A 23,100-nucleotide genomic window follows, 5' to 3' on the forward strand; every position below is an offset into this window, starting at 1 on the left:
GGGGGCGCCGACGGCGGCGGCAAGGAAGCCGGAGCCCGCGTCGAGGGGACGCAGGGTTCACCTATCCGAGTGGTCGCGAGGGTGCGGAACCCGGCGGGTACCGGGCGGCACCGGGTGAGTCCCGGGGCGTCGGGTGGACGCGTCCGGGGGCATGGGCAGGGACCCGAAAGGGGACGCCCGCACGTATCCTGAAGGCCCTCCGGGAGACGCGGGACCGCCCTCCCCGGGGCCTCGAGCGGAGCCTCCGACCACGAAAGAGCGGCCAGCCATGCGCGTCTACGTCCCCCTGACCCTCCCCGGTCTCGCCGAGGCGTACAAGACGGGCGAGCTCGGGGCCGGTCCGTTCGTCGCGTACGCCGTCACGCCCGCGCTGCGCGAGTGGTACCTCTCGGACGACATCGAGGAACTCGAGTACGCGGCGCTGAGCCGGGCCGCACTGGCCTCGCTGCGGCTGCTGGCGGCGGATTCGGAGGCGGCCCGGCGCCGGGTCGTGGTCGCCGTCGACGTGGCCGACTCGGCGGCGACGGCGGACCCGGACCGCGCGCTGGAGCCGGCGGCGCTGGGCGAGGTACGGGTGGCCGGGGCGGTGCGGCTGGCCAAGGCGGCCGCGGTGCACGTCGACGCGGACGACGCGGAGCGGGACGTGGCCGCCGCGGCGCAGGCGCTGGAGGCGGCGGACGGCGGGGACGACGACGCCCAGTTCGTGGTGGACGAGGCCGAGGACCACGAGCTGCTGTGGTTCGCGACGCAGGAGATCCCCAACCTGGTCGGGCTCGTCTGACGTCCCTTGCTTCATACGCCCCAGGCGCCTCTGACCTGCGGGCATTCATGATTGTCAGTGGCGGCGGGTACGTTTTTGGGCATGGGGAAGCGCATGGGGAAGCACACAGGCGCGCACATCGTCTGGGACTGGAACGGGACGCTGTTCCACGACAATGACGCGATCATCGGCGCGACGAACGCGGCATCGGCCGAGCTCGGCCTGGAGCCGATCACGCTGGAGCAGTACCGGGCGCTGTACTGCGTGCCGGTGCCCAGGTTCTACGAGCGGCTGATGGGGCGGCTGCCGACCCGGGCCGAGTGGGAGGCCATGGACGACGTCTTCCACCGGTACTACGCCGAGCACCGGCTCCGCTGCGGGCTCACCGAGGGCGCGGTCGAGCTGCTGACGGGCTGGCGGTCGTCGGGGCACAGCCAGTCGCTGCTGAGCATGTATGTGCACGAGGAACTCGTGCCGCTGGTGCGGGGGTTCGGGATCGAGGCGCACTTCATACGCGTCGAGGGCCGGGTCGGGCCGTCCGGGGGCAGCAAGGCCGAGCACATGGTCCGGCACCTGGAGGCGCTGACCGGGGTGGAGCCCTCGCGCACGGTGGTGATCGGGGACGCCGCCGACGACGCGGTGGCCGCGCGGCACGTGGGCGCGCAGGCCGTGCTGTACACCGGGGGGTCGCACGGCCGGGCCAGCCTCGAAGAGGCAGGGGTGCCGGTGGTGGACAGCCTGGCGGAGGCCGTGGCGGAGGCGGAGCGGCTGGCGGCCTGAGCCGTACAGCCGGCCTCGGCCCCCGCTGGACTTCCCCCGCACCATCGCTGGACCGCCCACCACCCGCCACCTGGACCCCGGTCCCGCCCAACCGTGCCCGGCCGCCCCGCCGTCATCGCGCGGTTGCCCAGGTCACCCCGGCAGCCCCGCCCGTCGCTCCGGTCGCCGACGGCGCGGATACGCCTCCCGCGGCGTCTCCGCCCCTGTGCAGAACGTCAAACTTCGACCCCTGGTTTTGTACACATACGGCTCATGACGGGCCCCGGGTAATGAGCGATAGCCTTGTGGCGTGATCAGCGCGATAGCTCGCGGGGGCACCGTCGCCCCTGCCCTGCGCCCGGTGAACACGGACGACATCCGTGACCGGGCGGCGATCGCTGGTCTTCCCGGGCGGGACGGGGGCGCAAGTGCCCCCGAGGCGCCACACACACCCCCGGCTAGGGCGTCGCGGAGAGCAGCGTCACATCCGGTGGGCGCGTCGAGAATGGCTGAATACCCCCCGCTCATCTCACCTTGCGGCATAGCGTCGGAACGGACCGGACACCCCGGGCCGTGGCGTCGAGCCGCAGGGGAAGGGACCGTACTTCCTTCTACGTCACGCAACGGCGCGCGACAGGAGCCAGAGGACAATGCAGACCAAGCTGGACGAAGCCAAGGCCGAGCTGCTCGAACGGGCCGCCCGGGTAGCTGAGAACAGCCCGGTCGGGGGGCACCTACCGACTGGGACGACGAGCGAGGGCACCCCGGGCACCCCGGACCAGGCATCCGTGCTCGCGTTCCTCCAGCGTTACTACCTGCACACCGCCCCGGAAGACCTCTCCGACCGCGACCCGGTCGATGTCTTCGGAGCCGCGGTCTCGCACTACCGTCTCGCCGAGAGCCGTCCTCAGGGCACGGCCAATGTGCGGGTCCACACCCCGACCGTCGAAGAGAACGGGTGGACCTGCAGCCACACCGTCGTCGAGGTCGTCACCGACGACATGCCCTTCCTCGTCGACTCCGTGACGAACGAGCTGACCCGGCAGGGCCGCGGCATCCACGTCGTCATCCACCCGCAGATCGTCGTCCGGCGCGACCTCACCGGCAAGCTCATCGAGGTGCTGCCCGCCCCGCAGGCCGGCGGCGACCTCCCGCACGACGCGCACGTGGAGTCCTGGATCCACGTCGAGATCGACCGTGAGACCGACCGCGCCGACCTGAAGCAGATCACCGCCGATCTGCTGCGTGTCCTGTCCGACGCCCGCGAGGCCGTCGAGGACTGGGAGAAGATGCGGGACGCGGCGCTGCGCATCGCCGAGGGGCTCGACGGCGAGGCCTTCCCCGCCGACCTCCCCGCCGCCGAGGTCGAGGAGGCCCGCGAGCTGCTGCGCTGGCTGTCCGCCGACCACTTCACCTTCCTCGGATTCCGCGAGTACCAGCTGCGCGAGGACGACTCGCTGGCGGCGGTGCCGGGCACCGGGCTCGGCATACTGCGCTCCGACCCGCACCACGCGACCGACGAGAGCCACCCCGTCAGCCCCTCCTTCGAGCGGCTCCCGGCCGACGCCCGCGCCAAGGCCCGCGAGCACAAGCTCCTCGTCCTGACCAAGGCCAACAGCCGGGCCACCGTGCACCGGCCGTCGTACCTCGACTACGTCGGCGTGAAGAAGTTCGACAAGGACGGGAACGTCATCGGGGAGCGCCGCTTCCTGGGCCTGTTCTCCTCCGCCGCCTACACCGAGTCGGTCCGCCGCGTGCCGGTCATCCGGCGCAAGGTCGACGAGGTGCTCAAGGGCGCCGGGTTCCTGCCCAGCAGCCACGACGGACGCGACCTGCTGCAGATCCTGGAGACCTACCCGCGCGACGAGCTCTTCCAGACGCCCACTGACGAGCTGCGCGCCATCGCCACCTCCGTCCTGTATCTGCAGGAGCGGCGGCGGCTGCGCCTCTACCTGCGCCAGGACGAGTACGGCCGCTACTACTCCGCCCTCGTCTATCTGCCCCGCGACCGCTACACCACCGGCGTGCGGCTGCGGATCATCGACATCCTGAAGGAGGAGCTCGGCGGCACCAGCGTCGACTTCACCGCCTGGAACACCGAGTCGATCCTCTCCCGGCTGCACTTCGTCATCCGCGTCCCGCAGGGCACCGAGCTGCCCCAGCTCAGCGACGGCGACAAGGAGCGCATCGAGGCGCGACTCGTCGAGGCGGCCCGCTCCTGGGCCGACGGATTCGCCGAGGCGCTCAACGCCGAGCTGGGCGAGGAGCGCGCCGCCGAGCTGCTGCGCCGCTACAACAACGCCTTCCCCGAGGGCTACAAGGCCGACCACACTCCGCGTGCTGCGGTCGCCGACCTCGTCCACCTGGAGCGGATCAGCGAGGCGCAGGGCAACGACTTCTCGTTCAGCCTGTACGAGCCGGTGGGTGCCGCCCCCGACGAGCGCCGCTTCAAGATCTACCGCAAGGGCGCCGCGATCTCCCTGTCCGCCGTGCTGCCGGTCCTCAGCCGGCTCGGCGTCGACGTGATCGACGAGCGGCCGTACGAGCTGCGCTGCGCGGACCGGGCGACCGCCTGGATCTACGACTTCGGTCTGCGCATCCCCAAGTCGCTGGGCGGCGCCAACGGCGACTACCTCGGTGACGACGGCCGTGAGCGCTTCCAGGAGGCCTTCGAGGCGACCTGGACCGGCAAGGCGGAGAACGACGGCTTCAACGCCCTCGTGCTGGGCGCCGGGCTGACCTGGCGGCAGGCGACGGTGCTGCGCGCGTACGCCAAGTACCTGCGGCAGGCCGGCTCCACCTTCAGCCAGGACTACATGGAGGACACCCTCCGAACCAACGTCCACACCACCCGGCTCCTCGTCTCCCTCTTCGAGGCGCGGATGTCCCCGGACCGCCAGCGCGCCGGGCTGGAGATCGTCGACGCGCTCCTCGAAGAGCTCGACGCCGCCCTCGACCAGGTGGCAAGCCTCGACGAGGACCGCATCCTGCGCTCGTTCCTCACCGTCATCAAGGCGACGCTGCGCACGAACTTCTTCCAGGAGTCGCGGGGCGGCAAGCCGCACGACTACGTGTCGATGAAGTTCGACCCGCAGGCGATCCCCGACCTTCCGGCGCCGCGCCCGGCGTACGAGATCTGGGTGTACTCGCCGCGCGTCGAGGGTGTGCACCTGCGCTTCGGCAAGGTCGCGCGAGGCGGTCTGCGCTGGTCCGACCGGCGTGAGGACTTCCGTACCGAGATCCTCGGCCTGGTCAAGGCGCAGATGGTGAAGAACACCGTCATCGTGCCCGTCGGCGCCAAGGGCGGCTTCGTCGCCAAGCAGCTGCCGGACCCGAGCGTGGACCGGGACGCGTGGCTGGCCGAGGGCATCGCCAGCTACAAGACCTTCATCTCGGCGCTGCTGGACATCACCGACAACATGGTGGCCGGCGAGGTCGTGCCCCCGGCGGACGTCGTCCGGCACGACGAGGACGACACCTACCTGGTGGTCGCGGCCGACAAGGGCACGGCGACGTTCTCGGACATCGCCAACGAGGTCGCGCAGTCGTACAACTTCTGGCTCGGCGACGCCTTCGCCTCCGGTGGCTCCGCGGGCTACGACCACAAGGGCATGGGCATCACCGCCCGCGGCGCCTGGGAGTCCGTCAAGCGGCACTTCCGCGAGCTCGACGTCGACACGCAGAGCGAGGACTTCACGGTCGTCGGCATCGGTGACATGTCCGGTGACGTGTTCGGCAACGGCATGCTGCTGAGCGAGCACATCCGCGTGGTCGCCGCCTTCGACCACCGGCACATCTTCATCGACCCGACCCCGGACGCGGCCACCTCCTACGCCGAGCGCCGCCGTCTGTTCGAGCTGCCCCGCTCCAGCTGGGCCGACTACAACACCGAACTGCTCTCGGCGGGCGGCGGGATCTTCCCGCGCAGCGCCAAGTCGATCCCGGTCAACTCGCACATCCGTGAGGCCCTCGGCATCGAGGTGGGCGCCACCAAGGTGACCCCGGCCGATCTGATGAAGGCGATCCTCAAGGCGCCGGTGGACCTGCTGTGGAACGGCGGCATCGGTACGTACGTCAAGGCCTCCACCGAGTCCAACGCCGACGTCGGCGACAAGGCCAACGACGCGATCCGCGTCGACGGCAAGGACCTGCGGGTCAAGGTCGTCGGCGAGGGCGGCAACCTGGGTCTGACCCAGCTGGGCCGCATCGAGTTCGCGACGCACGGCGGCAAGATCAACACCGACGCGATCGACAACAGCGCCGGTGTGGACACCTCCGACCACGAGGTGAACATCAAGATCCTGCTCAACGGTCTGGTCACGGACGGCGACATGACGGTGAAGCAGCGCAACAAGCTGCTCGCCGAGATGACCGACGAGGTCGGCGCCCTGGTGCTGCGCAACAACTACGCGCAGAACGTGGCGATCGCCAACGCGCTGGCCCAGTCCAAGGACATGCTCCACGCCCAGCAGCGGTTCATCCGCCACCTGGTGCGCGAGGGCCACCTCGACCGGGCCCTGGAGTTCCTGCCCACCGACCGGCAGATCCGCGAGCGGCTCAACCTGGGGCTGGGCCTGACCAGCCCGGAGACCGCCGTCCTGCTGGCGTACACGAAGATCACGGTCGCCGACGAGCTGCTGGACACCTCGCTGCCGGACGACCCGTATCTGCGCACTCTGCTGCACGCGTACTTCCCGACGGCGCTGCGCGAGCGGTTCGCCGACGGGGTCGACAGCCACCCCCTGCGCCGTGAGATCACGACCACCGTCCTGGTCAACGACACGGTCAACACGGGTGGTACGACGTACCTGCACCGGCTGCGCGAGGAGACCGGCGCTTCGCTGGAGGAGATCGTCCGCGCCCAGACCGTGGCCCGCACGATCTTCCGCTCGGCGTCCGTGTGGGACGCGGTCGAGGGCCTGGACAACAAGGTCGAGGCCGCCGTCCAGACCCGGATCCGGCTGCACTCGCGCCGTCTGGTCGAGCGCGGCACGCGCTGGCTGCTCAACAACCGGCCACAGCCGCTGGAGCTCGCCGAGACCGTCGACTTCTTCTCGGAGCGGGTCGAGCAGGTCTGGCAGCAGATGCCGAAGCTGCTGCGCGGCGCGGACCTGGAGTGGTACCAGCACGTGTACGACGAGCTGTCCGGCGCCGGTGTGCCGGACGAGCTCGCGACGCGCGTGGCCGGTTTCTCCTCCGCCTTCCCGGCGCTGGACATCGTCTCGGTGGCCGACCGCACGGGCACGGAGCCGCTGGAGGTCGCCGAGGTCTACTACGACCTCGCCGACCGTCTCGGCATCACCCAGCTCATGGACCGCATCATCGAGCTGCCCCGTGCCGACCGCTGGCAGTCCATGGCCCGCGCCTCCATCCGCGAGGACCTGTATGCGGCCCACGCGGCGCTCACCGCGGACGTCCTCGCCGTCGGCAACGGCAGCTCGACTCCCGAGCAGCGCTTCAAGGCCTGGGAGCAGAAGAACGGGGCGATCCTGGGCCGGGCGCGCACCACCCTGGAGGAGATCCGCAGCTCGGACTCCTTCGACCTGGCCAACCTGTCGGTGGCCATGCGGACGATGCGGACGCTGCTGCGCACGCATTCGTAGGCGATGTCCCGACGGGGGCGCCCCGGGCCGTCACGGCTCGGGGCGCCCCCGTTTCCGTGCGCGCTCCCGTTCTGCTCTTGCCGTCGCTTAGGGAAAACCGGGCGACGAATTTACCGTTTCCTGCTAATCGTGGTGTTTCGGATAAGGTCTGCCGCGTGACAGTGAACCTAACCGAGACCCGTCCGGCAGTGACCGCGCCGGCCCCCGCCCCGGATGCCCGGCCGGTCGCCCGAGTCGTCCTCGAAGTGGTGAAATTCGGGGTCGTCGGCGGCAGTGGCGTACTCGTCAATTTCCTGGTGTTCAATCTGCTGCTGCACGGCCTGGGCTGGCGGGCGATGGTCGCCACGGTGCTGGCGAGCTGTATTGCCATGGCCACGAATTATGTGGGCTTCCGCTTTTTTGCTTACCGTGACCGGGCTTCCCGAACCCGGCGGCAAATCGTACTGTTCTTCGTTTTCAGTGGCCTTGGTGTCGTCATGGAAAGCGGTCTGTTCTACGCCGGATATCACGGCCTCGGCCTGCACGGGCCTTTGGAGTCGAACATGGTCAAGGCGCTGTCGATCGTCCTCGCCTCCGCGTTCCGTTTCCTCGTCTACCGCACCTGGGTCTTCCAGCAGGATGCGCGCCGAGCCGCGTAGCACCGCGGCGACCGCCGGCAGAGCGCTCCCGCAGGCCGCCGCCGCGCTCGTCCTGGTCCTGCTGCTCCTGGTGATCGTCCGCCTCCCCTGGGCGGGCGATCTCGGCATGCACGCGGCCACCGTGGAACGCCTGCGGCACAGCCTCCTGCACCCCGGCAATCCGCTCGTCGACGCGGACACCCCGAGCCCGTACTACTCGCCGTGGATGCTGGTGCTCGGCGGCATCGCCCGGATCACCGGACTGTCGGTGTTCGTGGTGCTGCGCATCGGCGCGGTCGCCGGGCTGACACTGCTCGTCTCGGGGGTGTGGCGGTACGTCCGGACGCTGAGCGCGCATCGGGCCGCGCCCGCGCTCGCCCTCCTGTGCCTGCTGTTCCTGTGGGGGCCGGTGCTGTTCAACTGGAGCGGCTTCCTCGGGCTGAACTCCCTCGCGCTGACCGTGTCGTACCCGAGCGTGTTCGCGCTCGGACTCTCCTTCCACCTGTGGGCATGGCTGACGGGGGCGCTGCGCACCGGCGCGGGCTGGGCGGCGTGGCTGGGACTCGGCGTGCTGTGGGCAGTGATCCTGCTGGTCCACCAGTTCTCAGGGGTCGTGGCCTCGCTGGGCGCCCTCGCCACCGTGGCCGCGGCGCGATCGGGCCGGCAGGCGCTGTTGCGGCTGGGCGCCGGGGTGGCACTGGGACTGGTGGTGCTGTGGGCGTGGCCGTACTACGCCTTCTTCTCGCTCTTCTCGGCCGGTGCGGACCTTGAGGCCATCCACCGGTCGCTGTACCGGCAGTTGCCCGGACGGTTCGGGCTGGTGCTGCTCGGAGTGGCCGCGCTGGTGCTGCGGTGGCGGCGGGACCGCCGGGATCCACTGGTGATCTTCTTCGTGCTGGGAGCGGCCGTGTTCGTGCTGGGCGGGGTGAGCGGTCACTACGCGTGGGGGCGCGCGCTGCCCGCCGCGCTGATCCCGGCTCAGCTCGCCGCCGCGCTGGAGGTGTTGCCGGTGCCGGGGCGCACGCGGGCGGTACGGACCGGGTGGGCGGGTGTGCTGGCCGCCGCGCTGGCCGTGGGGGCGTGGACGCAGGTCGGGACGGTGGGGTACGTCGTGCCGAAGAGCGCGTTGCCGGGCGTGGTCGCGGCCGAGTACCGGGCGCCATGGGCCGGGTACCGGTGGATCACGCCGTGGGTGAAGTACGGGGACGTCGTCATGGCCCGGACGTTCCCGGCCCGGCAGATCCCCGCCTACGGGCCGTACACCGTCGCTCCCGGCTATCCCGATGTCTTCCTGCCGGACGAGGGGCGGCGCACTGCCGCGGTCCGGCGCTACTTCGCCGCGGGAACGCCGCAGAGCCAGCGGCAGCAGATCGCACGGGAGTACGGGGTGCGGTGGGTGGTGGACACCGGGAACGCCCTTCGGGACGCGGGGCTGCGGGCGGTGGCCCAGGGGCCGGGCGGCCAGGTGCTGTACGCGGTACGGCACTGAGCCGGGAGGCTACCGGCCCGCGTCACCCGAGCCGGGAGGCTACCGGCCCGCGTCACCCGAGCCGGGAAGCGACCGGCCCGCGTCACCTCAGCGCGCTCGCCACCAGCCGCACCACGCGCCGCACCCGCGGCCGCGCCACCCGCCGTACGACCGGCCGGGTCACCCGTGCCGTCACCCCCACCGGGCACCAGCGGATCTGGAGGCGCCCGGGGCCGCGGCCCTCGGGCTCGACGGTGATCCGGTGCGGGGCCGCACCGGAGCGGTAGTCGATGCGCGCGCTCAGGGAGGGGAAGTCCAGCGGGGCCAGGAGGAGGCCGGTGTGGGCCAGGCCCTGGTGTTCGATGCGGAGCAACGGGTGACGGGTGCCGGCGAAGCCGTGGAGGGGGACGGGGGCCGCCGACAGGTCCAGACGGGCCCGGCCCTCGAAGACGCCGGGGCGGACGGGCGTCAGCCGGAAGGGCACTGTGAGCCGGCGCCGGCCCGTGGCCAGCAGGATGCTCGCGCGGTGCGGGCCGGGCGGAAGGCGCAGGCCGGGGTCGTAGCTGCGGATCGAGAGGTCCAGCGAGGCGCCCGGGCCGCGCGTGATCCCGGTGATCTCGTGGCGGAACTGGGCGCTCGGGAAGGGGCGGGTGTCCAGCTCCAGGTCCGTCACGTCCAGTTCGCGGCGGGCCTCGGCCGAGGCCGGGATCCGGTCGCCCCAGTACGTGCCGCCGTCCGCCCCGTCCGTCGTCACCCGCCTCGGTGCCACCCCGTGGCCCAGGCCGCGCGCCGCCAGCTGTGCCTCGGGCAGACGGCCGTCGCGGACCAGTTGCAGGACCACCCGTTCCGGGCGGGGCAGGCGGGCGTACGCGGCCGGTGTCAGGGTGTCGAGGTACGGCGTCACGATCCCGGCGAAGGACCGCAGCCACTCCTCGTCCCGGTGGGGCAGGTCCCCGGCGTACATACGGAAGTCGTGCTTGAGGAACTTGTAGTCCTTGTCCTCGCGCAGCGACGCGTGCCCGCTCTCGGCCAGGAAGTCGTCGATCAGGCGCTGGACATGGACGCGGTCGCCGACATTGCTCAGCTTGTGCCGCTGGTTGGAGATCGACGCGGCGTGCCCGGTCGCGTACGGGGCTATGTACCAGATGTACACGGGGTCCGGGATGATCGTGAACGCCCGCGCCAGGCAGTACGCCTGTGCCGAGAACAGCTGGTCCTCGTAGTGGATGCCCTCCGGGAAGCGCAGGTCGTGGCGGTCCAGGAAGGCCCGCGCGTACATCTTGCTCGTCGACAGGTGCTCGAAGAGGAGCCGCGGGTCCGCCGCTATGCCCTCGAGCGTCCGGCGCGCGGACACCAGGTGCGGCATCCAGGTCGAGCGATGGCCGCTGTCCACCCGTATGCGCCGTACCGCGCCCATCGTGAAGTCGACCTTGCGCTCGCGGTGTGCGGCCAGGAGCAGTTCGACGGCGTTCGCCGGCAGCTCGTCGTCGCTGTCCAGGAACATCAGATACGGCGCCCGGGCGATCTCCAGGGCCCGGTTGCGCGGGGCGCTGCAGCCGCCGCTGTTCTCCGGCAGGCGGATACAGCGGATGCGGGGGTCCTGGGCCGCCAGCTCCCGGGCCACCGACGGGGTCTCGTCCGTGGAGTGGTCGTCGCTGATGACGATCTCCAGGTTGCGATGCGTCTGGCGGCGTACCGAGGCGACCGCCCTGGGCAGGCGTGCCGCGTCGTTGTGAACGATCACCGTCACCGTGACGTCGGGGGTCATGAGGCGGCCTCCTCGGGGGTCGGTGCCGGTGTGCGTTGTTCCACCGGGACGACCGGTGGCAGCGACTCCTCGCTCTCGCCGAGGAAGACCCGTCGTACGACGCGCTCGGCGGCGCGCCCGTCGTCGTACTCGCAGAACCGGCGCCGGAACACCGCCCGCGCCTTGGTCGCGGTCTCGTCGCGCCAGGCGCCGGAGGTGAAGATCTCCGCCAGTTCCTCCTGGGTGCGGGCCACCTGCCCCGGTGCCTCGGACATCAGATCGAAGTAGACACCGCGGGTCGTCGCGTACGTCTCCCAGTCGTCGGCGTAGATGACGATCGGGCGGTCGAGGTTGGCGTAGTCGAACATGATCGACGAGTAGTCCGTGATCAGGGCGTCGGCGGCCAGGGACAGCTCCTCGACCGGGTCGTACGACGAGACGTCCACGACCCTGCCCGTGCGGCGCAGACCGGCCAGGGGGGAGGCCGCGCCGCCGTAGAAGTAGTGGCCGCGGACCAGCAGGACGGTGTTCTCGCCCAGGCGGTCCGCGAGCGCGGCCAGGTCGAGGCGGGGGGTCCAGCCGGCCTCGTAGTCGCGGTGGGTGGGGGCGTAGAGGACGGCGGTCGCGCCGGGGGCGATGCCCAGGCGGGCGCGGATCGCGCGGATGTCGGACGCGGTGGCGGAGTAGAAGACGTCGTTGCGCGGATAGCCGTAGTCGAGGGAGACGTAGCGGGAGGGATAGGCGCGCTCCCACATGCGGGTGGAGTGGCTGTTCGCGGAGACGCTGTAGTCCCACTTGTCGATGCGGGCCAGCAGCGCGGCGAAGTCCATGCCCTTGGCGGCGGCCGGGTGCTGCATCTGGTCCAGGCCCATCCGTTTGAGGGGGGTGCCGTGGTGGGTCTGCAGATGGATCGCGTCGGGGCGTTTGACCACCGTGTTGGGGAAGTTGACGTTGCTCGTCAGGTACTTGGCGGTGGCCAGCACCTCCCAGTAGCGGCGGGTGCCGGGGATCACATGGTCCGTGCCGGGCGGCAGGAGCGGCGCGTTGTCCCGGGTCACCACCCACACCGGGTGGATCCGCGGGGCGAGTTCGGCGAGCTCGGCGGCGATCGCGGCCGGGTTGCAGGCGACCCCGCGGTCCCAGTAGGCGGAGAAGACGGCCAGGTCGGGGTCGACCGGGCGGTCCAGTGCCCGGCGGTACCGGTGGTCGCGGAGCTTCGCGCCCAGCCGCCGCTTGCGGGTCCGCAGCGCCGACCTCGCCGCACGGCGGGTGCGGTTGGCGGCCTGGAAGGCGCGGTACTTGGTGTAGGCGCCCTCTTCGAGGAGGCCGCGGCGGATGCCTTCGACGCCTGCCGGGTGGCGGTGGCCCTCGGGGCGCCAGCGGACCGCGGCCAGGGAGGAGCGGCGGAAGAACTCCCGGGCCACCGGGTCGGGCATGTCCGCACGGGCGAAGGTGCGCAGCAGGTCGCGGACCATGATGTCGTAGAGGACGGCGCGGGCGGCGGGACGCTCCTTGACCCGGGGCAGGAGGGTCTCGTACCGCTCGATGAGCGCGTAGTGCTGCTCGGGTGTGAGCGGCGGGAGGCTCTCCGGGCGCAACCGGCGGTCCTCGTAGGCGACTTGGTTGAGGCAGGCGACCCGGCCCGCGTCCAGGAGGGTGGCGTACGCGACGTACGGCTCGTCGTCGCGGCCGAGTCGCCGCTCGTGCGCCCGCCAGAACTCCGTGCGCAGGGCGCGGTTGCCGAGGAGCGGGGTGATGCGCAGCAGGTCGGCCGCGTCGTCGAGGGCGAGGTCGGCGCGGCCCGCGCGGGCCAGGACGCGGCCGTCGCCGGATGCCGTGCCGGACGTCTGCCAGGTGGTGGCGACATGGTCGAAGAGCAGGACGTCCACCGTGTCGGGCAGTTCCGCGGCGCGCTCGGCGATCATGCGGGCGGCGCCGGCCGGCAGGCCGTCCTTGGCGTGGACGAAGTGCAGCCAGCGGCCGGTGGCCCGCGCGGCTCCCGCGGCCCGGGCCGCCGCGTCGCCCGTCCCGACCGGCAGGGGCAGTACCACCGTCTCCGGGGCGTGCCCCTCGGCCGTCTCCCTGGCCCAGTCGCCGACCGCGACCACGATCACCTCGGCGTCCGGGAGGGGCCGGGCGTCGAGCGAGTCGAGGAGCGCGGTCAGCCGGTCCTGGGTGTTCGGGCCGTGGACGACGACGCTGAGTTCGGGCATCGCGGTGGACTCCTTCGCCTCGTCGTCTCCGGCCGCACCTTTCCCGCCATAGTGTCATTGAGCGGATGAAAGGGATAAAAGTTCTTGCGCCGGTGGAGGGGCTCAGGAAGGAAGAGGGACCTTTTCCGCCGCCGGTTTCGGCTGTGCCGCCTGCTTCGGCGGTGCCTTCTTGGGCCCCTTGTCGCCGGTGAACGCCTCGTACTCCTTGAGGACGTCCTCCGTCGGTCCGTCCATGCGCAGCTCGCCGCGCTCCAGCCACAGCACCCGGTCGCAGGTGTCCCGGATCGACTTGTTGTTGTGGCTGACCAGGAACACCGTGCCCGCGTGCTTGCGCAGCTCGCGGATCCGTTCCTCGGAGCGCTTCTGGAAGGAGCGGTCGCCGGTGGCGAGGGCCTCGTCGATCAGCAGGACGTCGTGGTCCTTGGCGGCCGCGATCGAGAAGCGCAGCCGGGCGCCCATGCCGGAGGAGTACGTCCGCATCGGGAGGGTGATGAAGTCGCCCTTCTCGTTGATGCCGGAGAAGTCGACGATGTCCTGGTAGCGGGACTTGATCTCCTCCCGGGACATGCCCATGGCCAGACCGCCGAGGAAGACGTTGCGCTCGCCGGTCAGATCGCCCATCAGGGCCGCGTTGACGCCGAGGAGTGAGGGCTGGCCGTCGGTGTAGATGTGGCCGTTCTCCACCGGGAGGAGCCCCGCGACCGCCTTCAGCAGCGTCGACTTGCCGGAGCCGTTGGTGCCGATCAGGCCGATCGCCTCGCCCTTGTACGCGACGAAGGAGACCTTCTTGACCGCGTGCACCTTGCGCACACCCGCCGCCTTCTCCGCCTGCTTGCGGCGCAGCATCCGGTTCAGGGCGGCCGTCGCGGAGCCGCGTCCGGCGCCGGTGCCGTTGACGCGGTAGACGATGTCGACGTTGTCGACGACGACGGTCGGGATTGCGCTCCCGGGAATGCGGTCGTTCACGTTGTCAGCCACGGCCGTACGTCTCCTCAGCCTTCCAGAAGTAGATGAAGCCGCCGACCCCGGCGAGCAGGGCCCAGCCCGTCGCGGCCGCCCACACGTGCGGGGGCAGCTGGTGGGCCTTGAAGCTGTCGATCAGCGCGTACCGCATGAGGTCGATGTAGACGGCGGCCGGATTGGTCTCCAGGGCGACCGTCAGCAGGTGCGGCAGATGGTCCTTCTTCGTCAGCTTGTCGATGCTCCACATGACGCCGGAGACATACATCCAGGTCCGCAGGATGAACGGCATCAGCTGGGCGATGTCCGGGGTCTTCGCGCCCATCCGGGCCATGATCATCGAGACGCCGGCGTTGAACGTGAACTGCAGGACCAGCGCCGGGAGCGCCAGCAGCCAGGAGGCGGCGACGGGCACGCCGAAGCAGAGCAGGATGACGATCAGCGCCGCCATCGAGAACAGCAGCTGCTGGAGCTGCTGGAGGCAGAAGGAGATCGGCAGCGCGGCCCGGGGGAAGTGCAGTGCCCGCACGAGGCCGAGGTTGCTGGAGATGGCCCGGGTGCCCGCCAGGATCGAGCTCTGGGTGAAGGTCCAGATGAACACGCCCGTCACCAGGAACGGGATGTAGTCCGGCACACCGTGCTTGGTGCCCAGCAGGACACCGAAGATGAAGTAGTACACCGCCGCGTTCAGCAGCGGGTTCATGACCTGCCACAGCTGGCCGAGCTTCGCCTGGCTGTACTGCGCGGTGAGCTTGGCGGTGGCGAAGGCGGTGATGAAGTGGCGCCGTTCCCACAGCTGCCGGACGTACTCGGGCAGGGTGGGGCGCGCGCCGCTGACCGAGAGCCCGTGGCGCGCGGCGAGCGCCGCGAGGTCGTCGGCCGGGGCCGGTGTCGGAGGCGGTGTGTCGAGGACCTGGCTCACATCCGCTGCTTTCGCTCGGGGGGAGTGGGGGTGCGTGCGTCGGTCGGCGGGTCCGTCCCTCTGTGTTTCCTTACGCGTCTCTTCACGTTTTCTTACGTCGGGACGGCACCGTATCGTCGCAACGGGAGCGTAGGCCCAATCGACGTCGGAACGCAACCGTTTCGTCGTAACGCCCTATGCTTGACGCCATGACGACGAACGCCGACGAGCCGCAGACGCGCCCGCGCCGACGGACCCCTGCCGGGGCGGCCGTGCTCAGGGAGGACGTGACCGAGGCCATCCGGGCGGCCGTCTTCGAGGAGCTCGCGTCCGTCGGCTACGCCCGGATGTCCATCGAGGGCATCGCGCGCCGCGCCGGTGTCGGCAAGACCGCCGTCTACCGGCGCTGGAAGTCCAAGCTGCACCTGGTCCTCGACGTGGTGTCGGCGCTCGCGGTGCTGGGCCTGCCCGTCCCGGACACGGGCTCCCTGGAGGGCGACCTGCGGCTGCTGTACGAGGTGACGTCCCGCGCGCTGCGCCATCCCGTCGCCTCGCAGATCATCCCGGACCTCCAGGCCGAGGCGGCCCGCAACCCCGAGATCGCCGAGGCCATGCAGAAGGCGCTGCGGGACGGGCAGGAGGGGGTGGCCAGCAAGATCATTGCGGCGGCCGAGCAGCGGGGTGAGCTTCGCCGGGGTGTCGATGAGGAGCTGGCGCTCGATCTGATCTCCGGGCCGCTGTACTGGCGGTCGGTCGTCATCCGCAGTCCGAAGCTGCCGAAGGGGTATCTGGAGGCGCTGACCCGGGCCACTGCGGCGGCGCTCAAGGCGTTGTGAGGCTGGGCCCAGGGCTGCTGCTGGGCGGGGGTGGGTGCGCTCGCCGGCGCTTGCGGGGTGCCTCCCCCAAGCTCTCAACCACGTTCGAGCAGGGGGACCCCCACCGCCCACCGTGCCGCCTGGGGTCCCCCCTGCTCGAAGAGCTTGGGGGAGGCACGACTGCCCGCAGCTACTGGCTCAGGCGTCGTGCCAGTTCCGTCAGTTCCTCTGTCCGTAGTACCCGCCCCCCGAAGCCCGGGAGTGGGACGTGCAGGGGTTCGGTCCAGCGGGTCGGGACGGCGTCGATGCCGTATACCGCGCCGGCCAGGCCCCCGGTGACGGCCGCCACGGTGTCCGTGTCGCCGCCGAGGTCGACGGCCGCGCGTATCGCCTCCTCGTAGGTGGACGTGGTCCGCAGGGCCCAGACGGCCGAGCCCAGGCAGGGCCAGACGGCGCCGTTGAACTCCGTGGCCAGGTCGGGGTGCCAGTCGGGTGCGAGGACGTCCGCGTACCGGACCCGGTGATCGGGGTGGACCTGCCGCAGCGCCTCCGGTACGGCGTCCAGCGGGTCGCCGCCGTCCAGGCCGACCCGCACCAGCTCGTGGAAGAGCGCGGTCCCCTCCCATGCCGCCCGGTCGCCGTGGGTGAGGGCGGAGATGCGCCGGGCGGCGTCCATGGTGCGGTCCCGCCCGAGGCCCGCGAAGTGCACGGCGGAGGGCGCGGCCCGCATCAGCGCTCCGTTTCCGGCGCCGCGCTGACTGCTCTGGAAGTGCAGCGCGGCCGCCGTGTCCCACGGGTCGCCGCTGCCCAGCACCGCCTCGGTCTGCAGCCCGATGTCCTTGGGGCCGGCGGCCGCCCACCGCTGGAACCGCCGGAACAGGTCGGGCAGTCGGAGCCCGCCGCACTCCAGCAGGGACTCGGCGACCAGCACGGCCATCTGCGTGTCGTCGGTCGCCTCGCCGGGGTCCCAGCCGCCGCCTCCGCACATCTCGCCGCCCTGTCCCGGCTTCGGGAAACGGGCGGAGAAGGCCCCCTCGGGGCCGAACTCGAAGGGCGCGCCCAGGGCGTCGCCGACCGCGGAGCCGATCACTGCGCCGATGGCGCGTTCGATGCGCGGGGACTCGGTCATCCGGGCAGACTAAGGCCCTCCGGTTACGGTCAGGTGCGCGCCGCCTCCGGATGTGTGCGGACCCAGCCCTCCCACGCCGAGGTGATCATGTCCTCGACGTCGTGCTTGGCCTCCCAGCCCAGCTCAACGGCGATACGGTCGGCGGAGGCGACGACCCGGGCCGGATCGCCGGGGCGGCGCGGGGTGACGGTCGGGGGACGGTGGTAGCCGGTGACCGCGTTGATGCAGTCGATCATCTCCCGGACCGAAACCCCTTCCCCGCGGCCGATGTTGAGGGTCAGATCGTGGCCGGCCGAGGACTGCAGGGCGCGGGCCACGGTCACATGGGCCTCGGCCAGGTCCACCACATGGATGTAGTCCCGCACGCAGGTGCCGTCCGGGGTCGGGTAGTCGTCGCCGAAGATGCGCGGGGCCAGGTTCTCCGTGAGTTTCTCGAACACCATCGGGATGAGGTTGGAGATGCCCGAGTCGGCCAGTTCCGGGGCGGCCGCGCCGGCCACGTTGAAGTAACGGAGCGAGGCCGTGGACAGCCCGGTCGCCCGGCCGGTGGCGCGGACCAGCCACTCACCCGCCAGCTTCGTCTCGCCGTACGGCGACAGGGGTACGCACGGCGTCTCCTCCCGCACCAGGTCGACGTCCGGCATGCCGTACACGGCCGCGGAGGACGAGAACACGAACGACGGCACCTCTGCCGCCGTCACCGCTTCCAGGAGGACCCGCAGACCCTCCACGTTCTCCCGGTAGTACTCCAGCGGGTGGTCCACCGACTCGCCCACCTGCTTCTTCGCCGCGAGATGCACGACACCGGTGACGGAGTGCTCGGCGAGGGCGCGCGCCAGCCGGTCTCCGTCCAGCGTCGACCCCGCCACCAGGGGGACTCCGTCGGGCACGCGCTCGGCGAGGCCGGTGGACAGGTTGTCGTACACCACCGTCCGTTCACCCGCCTCGGCCATCGCCCGTACGACATGTGCCCCGATGTAGCCGGCGCCGCCGGTGATCAGCCAGGTCATGTGCGGCCGTCCCCTCGTAGAGTGACCCGATCGGATCTCAGTGAAGCAGCCGCCGCAGCCTTCCGCGGGCCACGGCCACGACTCCCCGTGCCCCGGCTGCCACGCGCAGCGCCAGCGCCCCCGAGTGCGTGGCGTACGGCTGTACGAGCAGGACACCGTGCCGGGCGCTCGGAACGGCGCGCCGGCGCAGCAGACCGGCGCCCGCGACCGCGTGCGCCGTGACGTCCCGGTGCACGCCGTGGGCGAAGCGCAGCCGCAGCCGCAGATCCCAGGTGCCCGTGCCGAGGGCGTCGAGTTCGAGGGGCACCTCCGCCGACCATGTGCCGTCGCGGGACGGGACGAGCGGGGACGTGCGGGAGAGGGACGTACGGCCGTCCTCCCGTCCCCGCCACTCCACCTCCACCGCCTCGGGGCCCGCCTGTGCCACCCGTCCGTACAGCTCGTGCAGGCGCAGCCGCAGGCGGGTGGCACGCGCGCGTGGGCGCAGTTCCGCGTCGACGGCCAGGGGAAGGACGTGAACGGGGCGGGTCAGAAGGGGAGCCAGGGTGACCTGGGGGAGGGTGTCGGACCAGACGGGGGTGCCGTCGGAGGAGCGGGCGTAGGGAGGGCGCAGCCGGGCCGGGCGGGCGGCCAGGTCCCTCAGGCGGGGGAGGTCGCGTGGTTCGGGGGACTCCAGGACGACCCGGGCGAGCAGCCGGCCGGGGGCGGCCGGATCGAGCTCCCAGTCCGTCGCGTCGTAGCGCGCGAGATACGCCCGGGTGTGCGCCCACCACGCGCGCCGGTAGTGCGCGTCGTGCAACCCCAGCTCGCGCGCGTACATGCGCAGTTCGTGGTCGAGGAACTTGCCGCGCGCCGCCCGTGCCAACTCCTTCTGCCCGGCGCCCAGCAGGATGTCGTACGCCAGCGCGCAGGCCTCCGTGCGCGCCCGCCAGTTGCCGATGGCGGAACGGTCCAGGGAGAGCGAGAGCCGGTCGGCGGTGCGGCGCACGTGCCACACGTACACCGGGTCCGGCACCAGGGCGATGCGCGGCCCGGCGGCCAGCACGCGCGCGGTGAAGACGAAGTCCTCGTAGAGGAAGCGGCCTTCGGGGAAGCGGATGCCGTGCTCGCGCAGAAAGCCGGTGCGGTAGAGCTTGTTGACGCAGAGGGTGTCGTGGACGAGACGGGGGCGCAGGGAAGGGCGTGCGACGACCGAGTGCGCCCGGTACAGCGCCGGCTGCCACGGGCGCTCGCGCCCCGAGGGAAGCTCGCGGCGCACGCACAGCCCGGCGGTCACCTCGGCGTGCGTCCCGGTCGCGGCCATGAGCAGGGCGTCCACCGCGCCCGGCGGCAGTACGTCGTCGCTGTCCAGGAACATCACGTACGGCGCCGTCACCGCGTCGAGGCCGGTGTTGCGCGGGCTGCCGCAGCCCCCGCTGTTGACCCGCCGGCGCACCACCGTCAGCCGCGGCTCCTCGGCAGCCAGCTCCGCGAGCAGCTCGGCGCTGCCGTCCGTGGAGCAGTCGTCCACGGCGACGACCTCCCGCACGGCGGGCCCCTGCGCGAGCGCCGAGCGCACCGCGTCCCTCACATGGGCCGCGTCGTTGTAGCCGATGACGACGACGCCCGCGCGAGGGGCGCGGGACGAGGCATCCGGAGGGGCGGACATGTGCGCGAACTCCCGTCAGGGCGCGCTCAGCGCTCGATGCGCGAGCCGGCCGGAGCCGGAGCGTGGCTCGGTCATGGGCGCGGGCCCTCCGGCCGGGGGCCGTGCGGAGCGCCACAGCCGGACGAAGGACAGCACGGCGGCGGCCGCCAGCAGACCGTTGCGGACGAGCATCAGCAGACAGCCCGTCCAGGTGCAGCCCACGACCTCGGCGTACAGCGCGGGGTACGCCACCGCGCTCACCGCGGTCGCCGCCAGCACCAGCACGGCGACCGGCCGCTGGACGGTGTGCCGCGAGGTCAGACAGACGGCGGCCAGACCGACCAGCCAGATCATGTACTGCGGGCTGATGACCCGGCTGGTGACCGTGAACAGCAGAACGGCGCACAGCGCGGCGTCGAACGGTGTCGCCTCGGTCCAGTGCCGGGCCCGCACCCGCCACAGCAGCAGGAGCGCGAAGGCGGCCGCCGTGAGCGCGAGGGAGGCGGTCGCCACGGCGGAGACGTACGGGCCGACGAGCTCGATCGCGCCGTACTGGTAGCGGGCCCTGCCCGGCCAGCCGGCGTGCCGCGCCAGGCTGAGCGCCGTACCGCCGAGCGACTCGATCTGCACGCCCCGGTTTCCCTGTTGCCGCAGAAAGGCCCATGGATTGTTGAACGACACGACGAAGAGCCCCAGCGAAGAGGCCCCGGTCACGCCCGCCCACGTCCACGCGGAGCGCGTCGCAGGCCCCCTGGGTGTCCCCAGCAGCACCAGTGCGGGCCACACCTTCACCAGGGCGCCCAGCGCCGCGAACGCCCCGCACGCGCGCGTGGAGCGCGACATCGTCAACAGGGAGAGGACGGCGAGGGCGGTCACCTGCACGTCGTACCGGGCGAGCGGGAGGTGCAGCAGCAGCGGCAGCCCGCCGATCCACAGGGCGGCCCCGAGCAGGCTCCGCCCGGGGCGCGTGCCCGCGCGGGCCAGCGCGGCCGTGACCAGCGCGTCGGCGGCCAGCGTGAGGACCACGAAGGCCTGGAAGTACGTCAGGTCGGGGAGCAGTCCGGGCGACAGCAGCACCGCGCCCGCGCCCGGCGGGTACTGCCACAGCGTGTCGTGCGCCGGGAAGGAGCCGTGGGACAGGGTTTCGTACCAGTGGAAGTACAGTCGCCACACCTCGCGCGCCACCGCGCCCCGGCCGAGCACGGGCTCGGTGTTGTGGGCGAGCAGCCACAGCATCAGGGCGCGGGTGGCGAGCCAGGAGACGGCCAGGGACGCGAGGGGAAAGTGACGGCGGTTCATCACCCCGGAGCGTAAGCCGCGCGGATGGTGTAATAGTGCTGATACGCCGTCAATACCCGGCAAAGGTTGGCTAATCGCACAAGATCGGGCCGTGGTGAACATGGGGCCCCCGCTCAAACCGCCGTTGGACCCGGCGTGGAAACGGCTGCCGAGAGCACGGTCGGCACCGCCGGCGAATCCGTCGCCGGGCCGTGTCGTCCGCCGTGCCGAGGCACTGGCCGTGGCCGTCCCCGTGGCCGTGATGACCCTACTCGGGCTGTGGGGGCTCGACCGCGGCGCCATGTGGCGCGACGAGGCCGTGACCTTCCAGGTCGCACGGCGCACGGTGCCGCAGATCTGGCGGCTGCTGCACGGCGTGGACGCGGTGCACGGCCTGTACTACCTGCTCATGCACGCCGTCCTCGCCCCCCACCCCGGCGAGGTCCTGCTCCGGCTCCCGTCGGTGTGCGGCGCGGCGGCGACCGCGGGCCTGGTCGCCGCGCTCGGCGCCCGGCTGGTCCGGCCGCGGGTCGGGCTGTGGGCAGGGCTGCTGTACGCCATCACCCCGATGGCCGGCCACTACGCGCAGGAAGGCCGCTCGTACGCGTTGGTCGCGGCCGGTGCGACGGGCGCGACCCTGCTGCTCGTACGGGCCGTCACGGCGGGCGGCCGGTCCTGGTGGACGTACGGTGCGGTCCTCGGCGTCACCTGCTGGCTGCACGAACTCGCGGTCCTGCTGCTCCTCGCCCACGCGGTGACGCTGGCGCTCGCGCGGGTGCGCCGGCGGGTGTGGCGGGGCTGGGGCTGCGCGGCCGGCGCCGTCGCCCTGGCGCTGCTCCCCATGGTGGCCGTCTCGCACGCCCAGTCGGCACAGCTCGCGTGGCTCACCGAGCCGACGCTGGAGAGCGCACAGGGCCTGCTGAGGGCGTTCGCCGGGCCGACGTCGCAGGTGTACTGGACCTGCCTGGTGTTCGCCGTGGTCGGGATGACCCGGCTGGCCGGGCGGCGCGGCGAGGTGACCTGCGCGGGCGTCGCACTGCCCCTGGCGGTGGTGCCGCCGGTGACGCTGATGCTCGCCTCGCAGTCCTCGCCGCTGTACGTCGACCGGTATGTGCTCTACGCGCTCGCGGGGGCGCCGCTGCTGATCGCGACCGGCGCCGATCGGGTGGCCGTGGCACTGGCGCGGCTGTGGACCGGTTCACCCTTTCGGGTGCGATCCGGCTCCTCGTTCCTCACTCTCACGGGTGTCCTCGCCCTCGCCCTCGCCTTCACCCACCAACTGCCCCTGCTCCGCGATGACCGCCTTCCGCGCCACCGCCCCGACAACCTGGCCGCCGTCTCCGTGGCCGCCTCCCACGAACTTCGGCCGGGGGACCCGGTGTTGTTCCTGCCCTCGCACGCGCGCGGCGCGGCACTGACGTATCCGGCGGGATTCCGGGGCACGCGGGACGTGGCACTCGCGGTGGGGGCGCCCGAGTCGGGGACGCTGTACGGCACCGAGGTGGACGCGCACCTCCTGCGGCGCCGGCTGGCCGGGCTCGACCGGGTGTGGGTGGTCGCCGAGCGGTACATGCTCGACGCGCCCCGCCGGCCGCGCGATCCCGTGGAGCGGGTCAAACTCGACGTCCTGAACGGGCAGTTCGCGGTCGGCGCGGAGACGGTGCGGAACCGGGTGGCGATCCGGCTGTACGTCCGCCGCCACCTCGCTACGGGGAGTCCGGTGCGCTCTCCAGCGCGGCCGAGTCCAGGGCGGTCGTGAGCCGGTCGAGGCGGTCCCGCAGGTCGTTGATCTCGTCGATCCCGAAACCGGTCGAGGCGGCGATGCGACGCGGCACCTGCAGCGCCCGCTCGCGCAGCGCCGCGCCCTCCTCGGTCAGCCGCACATCCACCGAGCGCTCGTCGCGCACGCTGCGCTCCCGCCGCACCAGACCGGCCCCCTCCAGCCGCTTCACCAGCGGTGACAGCGTGCCGGAGTCCAGGCGCAGGTGTTCGCCGAGCTTCTTGACCGGCAGGTCGCCGTGCTCCCACAGCACCAGCATCACCAGGTACTGCGGATAGGTGAGCCCGAGGTCCTTGAGGACCACGCGGTAGACGCCGTTGAAGGCGCGGGACGCGGCGTGCAGGGAGAAGCAGATCTGGCGGTCCAGGCGGAGCCAGTCGGCCTCGGCGGCGGGAGCGGGCGTGGCGGTCATGGGTCCAGGGTAGCTCTGCCG

16 protein-coding genes are annotated in these 23,100 nt (G+C 71.9%); 7 read left to right on the forward strand and 9 right to left on the reverse strand.

Annotation, left to right across the window (positions count from 1 at the left end; genetic code table 11):
- Window positions 1-268 precede the first annotated feature (268 nt).
- The 5 genes from ACFY1J_RS00090 to ACFY1J_RS00110 all read left to right on the forward strand — a co-directional run bounded on the left by ACFY1J_RS00090 (window position 269) and on the right by ACFY1J_RS00110 (window position 9,228).
- The gene (locus tag ACFY1J_RS00090; RefSeq protein WP_390730295.1) at window positions 269-781 is read left to right on the forward strand and encodes a DUF6912 family protein; all 513 of its coding nucleotides are present in this window, start codon (window positions 269-271) and stop codon (window positions 779-781) included.
- Between the two features lie 93 nt (window positions 782-874).
- Entirely contained in the window at window positions 875-1,540 is a 666-nt protein-coding gene (locus ACFY1J_RS00095; RefSeq protein WP_390706930.1) for an HAD family hydrolase, read from the forward strand.
- 629 nt (window positions 1,541-2,169) lie between these two features.
- Entirely contained in the window at window positions 2,170-7,122 is a 4,953-nt protein-coding gene (locus ACFY1J_RS00100) for an NAD-glutamate dehydrogenase (protein ID WP_390706929.1), read from the forward strand.
- Window positions 7,123-7,277: 155 nt separating this feature from the next.
- Window positions 7,278-7,760 (forward strand): GtrA family protein, encoded by a 483-nt coding sequence (locus ACFY1J_RS00105; RefSeq protein ID WP_390706928.1) that lies wholly within the window; start codon window positions 7,278-7,280, stop codon window positions 7,758-7,760.
- Entirely contained in the window at window positions 7,741-9,228 is a 1,488-nt protein-coding gene (locus ACFY1J_RS00110; RefSeq protein ID WP_390730296.1) for a hypothetical protein, read from the forward strand. The genes ACFY1J_RS00105 and ACFY1J_RS00110 overlap by 20 nt, the downstream gene beginning before the upstream one ends.
- An 82-nt stretch (window positions 9,229-9,310) precedes the next feature.
- On the opposite strand, the gene ACFY1J_RS00115 is transcribed toward ACFY1J_RS00110, so the two are convergent.
- The 4 genes from ACFY1J_RS00115 to ACFY1J_RS00130 form a co-directional block, all read right to left on the reverse strand.
- Window positions 9,311-10,975: a glycosyltransferase family 2 protein gene (locus ACFY1J_RS00115; protein WP_390706926.1), complete on the reverse strand. Its 1,665-nt coding sequence runs from the start codon at window positions 10,973-10,975 to the stop codon at window positions 9,311-9,313.
- Window positions 10,972-13,167 (reverse strand): CDP-glycerol glycerophosphotransferase family protein, encoded by a 2,196-nt coding sequence (locus ACFY1J_RS00120; RefSeq protein WP_390730297.1) that lies wholly within the window; start codon window positions 13,165-13,167, stop codon window positions 10,972-10,974. The genes ACFY1J_RS00115 and ACFY1J_RS00120 overlap by 4 nt, the downstream gene beginning before the upstream one ends.
- A gap of 102 nt (window positions 13,168-13,269) precedes the next feature.
- A complete protein-coding gene (locus ACFY1J_RS00125; protein WP_390706924.1) occupies window positions 13,270-14,145 on the reverse strand; it encodes an ABC transporter ATP-binding protein in 876 nt (291 codons plus the stop codon).
- A complete protein-coding gene (locus tag ACFY1J_RS00130) occupies window positions 14,138-15,049 on the reverse strand; it encodes an ABC transporter permease (RefSeq protein ID WP_390706923.1) in 912 nt (303 codons plus the stop codon). The genes ACFY1J_RS00125 and ACFY1J_RS00130 overlap by 8 nt, the downstream gene beginning before the upstream one ends.
- A gap of 188 nt (window positions 15,050-15,237) precedes the next feature.
- On the opposite strand from ACFY1J_RS00130, the gene ACFY1J_RS00135 reads away from it, so the two are divergent.
- Window positions 15,238-15,864 (forward strand): TetR/AcrR family transcriptional regulator, encoded by a 627-nt coding sequence (locus ACFY1J_RS00135; RefSeq protein ID WP_390706922.1) that lies wholly within the window; start codon window positions 15,238-15,240, stop codon window positions 15,862-15,864.
- A gap of 169 nt (window positions 15,865-16,033) precedes the next feature.
- Here the strand turns inward: ACFY1J_RS00135 and ACFY1J_RS00140 are convergent, their stop codons facing one another.
- The 4 genes from ACFY1J_RS00140 to ACFY1J_RS00155 are packed head-to-tail and all read right to left on the reverse strand — an operon-like array spanning window position 16,034 to window position 20,908.
- On the reverse strand, window positions 16,034-16,972 hold the full coding sequence (locus ACFY1J_RS00140) for an ADP-ribosylglycohydrolase family protein (protein ID WP_390706921.1): 939 nt from the start codon (window positions 16,970-16,972) through the stop codon (window positions 16,034-16,036).
- A gap of 29 nt (window positions 16,973-17,001) precedes the next feature.
- Window positions 17,002-17,982 (reverse strand): UDP-glucose 4-epimerase GalE, encoded by a 981-nt coding sequence (galE, locus tag ACFY1J_RS00145; RefSeq protein ID WP_390706920.1) that lies wholly within the window; start codon window positions 17,980-17,982, stop codon window positions 17,002-17,004.
- A gap of 37 nt (window positions 17,983-18,019) precedes the next feature.
- Window positions 18,020-19,630, reverse strand: a complete 1,611-nt coding sequence (locus ACFY1J_RS00150; RefSeq protein ID WP_390730298.1) for a glycosyltransferase family 2 protein — start codon at window positions 19,628-19,630, stop codon at window positions 18,020-18,022.
- Window positions 19,631-19,645: 15 nt separating this feature from the next.
- A complete protein-coding gene (locus ACFY1J_RS00155; protein ID WP_390730299.1) occupies window positions 19,646-20,908 on the reverse strand; it encodes a glycosyltransferase family 87 protein in 1,263 nt (420 codons plus the stop codon).
- Between the two features lie 241 nt (window positions 20,909-21,149).
- On the opposite strand from ACFY1J_RS00155, the gene ACFY1J_RS00160 reads away from it, so the two are divergent.
- Window positions 21,150-22,646, forward strand: coding sequence for a glycosyltransferase family 39 protein (locus tag ACFY1J_RS00160; protein WP_390730300.1), 1,497 nt, complete (start codon window positions 21,150-21,152; stop codon window positions 22,644-22,646).
- On the opposite strand, the gene ACFY1J_RS00165 is transcribed toward ACFY1J_RS00160, so the two are convergent.
- Window positions 22,594-23,079, reverse strand: coding sequence for a MarR family winged helix-turn-helix transcriptional regulator (locus tag ACFY1J_RS00165; protein WP_390706916.1), 486 nt, complete (start codon window positions 23,077-23,079; stop codon window positions 22,594-22,596). The two genes, ACFY1J_RS00160 and ACFY1J_RS00165, sit on opposite strands and share 53 nt — an antisense overlap.
- Window positions 23,080-23,100 lie beyond the last annotated feature (21 nt).

Source organism: Streptomyces sp. NPDC001406 (assembly GCF_042895285.1).
Taxonomy (GTDB): domain Bacteria; phylum Actinomycetota; class Actinomycetes; order Streptomycetales; family Streptomycetaceae; genus Streptomyces.

Excerpts from the sequence above, each read along its gene's own strand:
- ACFY1J_RS00095 (WP_390706930.1), top strand. The coding sequence starts at position 875 with ATGGGGAAGCACACAGGCGCGCACATCGTCTGGGACTGGAACGGGACG.
- ACFY1J_RS00115 (WP_390706926.1), bottom strand. The coding sequence starts at position 10,975 with ATGACCCCCGACGTCACGGTGACGGTGATCGTTCACAACGACGCGGCA.
- ACFY1J_RS00110 (WP_390730296.1), top strand. The coding sequence starts at position 7,741 with ATGCGCGCCGAGCCGCGTAGCACCGCGGCGACCGCCGGCAGAGCGCTC.
- ACFY1J_RS00140 (WP_390706921.1), bottom strand. The coding sequence starts at position 16,972 with ATGACCGAGTCCCCGCGCATCGAACGCGCCATCGGCGCAGTGATCGGC.
- galE (WP_390706920.1), bottom strand. The coding sequence starts at position 17,982 with ATGACCTGGCTGATCACCGGCGGCGCCGGCTACATCGGGGCACATGTC.
- ACFY1J_RS00120 (WP_390730297.1), bottom strand. The coding sequence starts at position 13,167 with ATGCCCGAACTCAGCGTCGTCGTCCACGGCCCGAACACCCAGGACCGG.
- ACFY1J_RS00155 (WP_390730299.1), bottom strand. The coding sequence starts at position 20,908 with ATGAACCGCCGTCACTTTCCCCTCGCGTCCCTGGCCGTCTCCTGGCTC.
- ACFY1J_RS00165 (WP_390706916.1), bottom strand. The coding sequence starts at position 23,079 with ATGACCGCCACGCCCGCTCCCGCCGCCGAGGCCGACTGGCTCCGCCTG.
- ACFY1J_RS00100 (WP_390706929.1), top strand. The coding sequence starts at position 2,170 with ATGCAGACCAAGCTGGACGAAGCCAAGGCCGAGCTGCTCGAACGGGCC.
- ACFY1J_RS00135 (WP_390706922.1), top strand. The coding sequence starts at position 15,238 with ATGACGACGAACGCCGACGAGCCGCAGACGCGCCCGCGCCGACGGACC.
- ACFY1J_RS00090 (WP_390730295.1), top strand. The coding sequence starts at position 269 with ATGCGCGTCTACGTCCCCCTGACCCTCCCCGGTCTCGCCGAGGCGTAC.
- ACFY1J_RS00160 (WP_390730300.1), top strand. The coding sequence starts at position 21,150 with ATGACCCTACTCGGGCTGTGGGGGCTCGACCGCGGCGCCATGTGGCGC.
- ACFY1J_RS00150 (WP_390730298.1), bottom strand. The coding sequence starts at position 19,630 with ATGTCCGCCCCTCCGGATGCCTCGTCCCGCGCCCCTCGCGCGGGCGTC.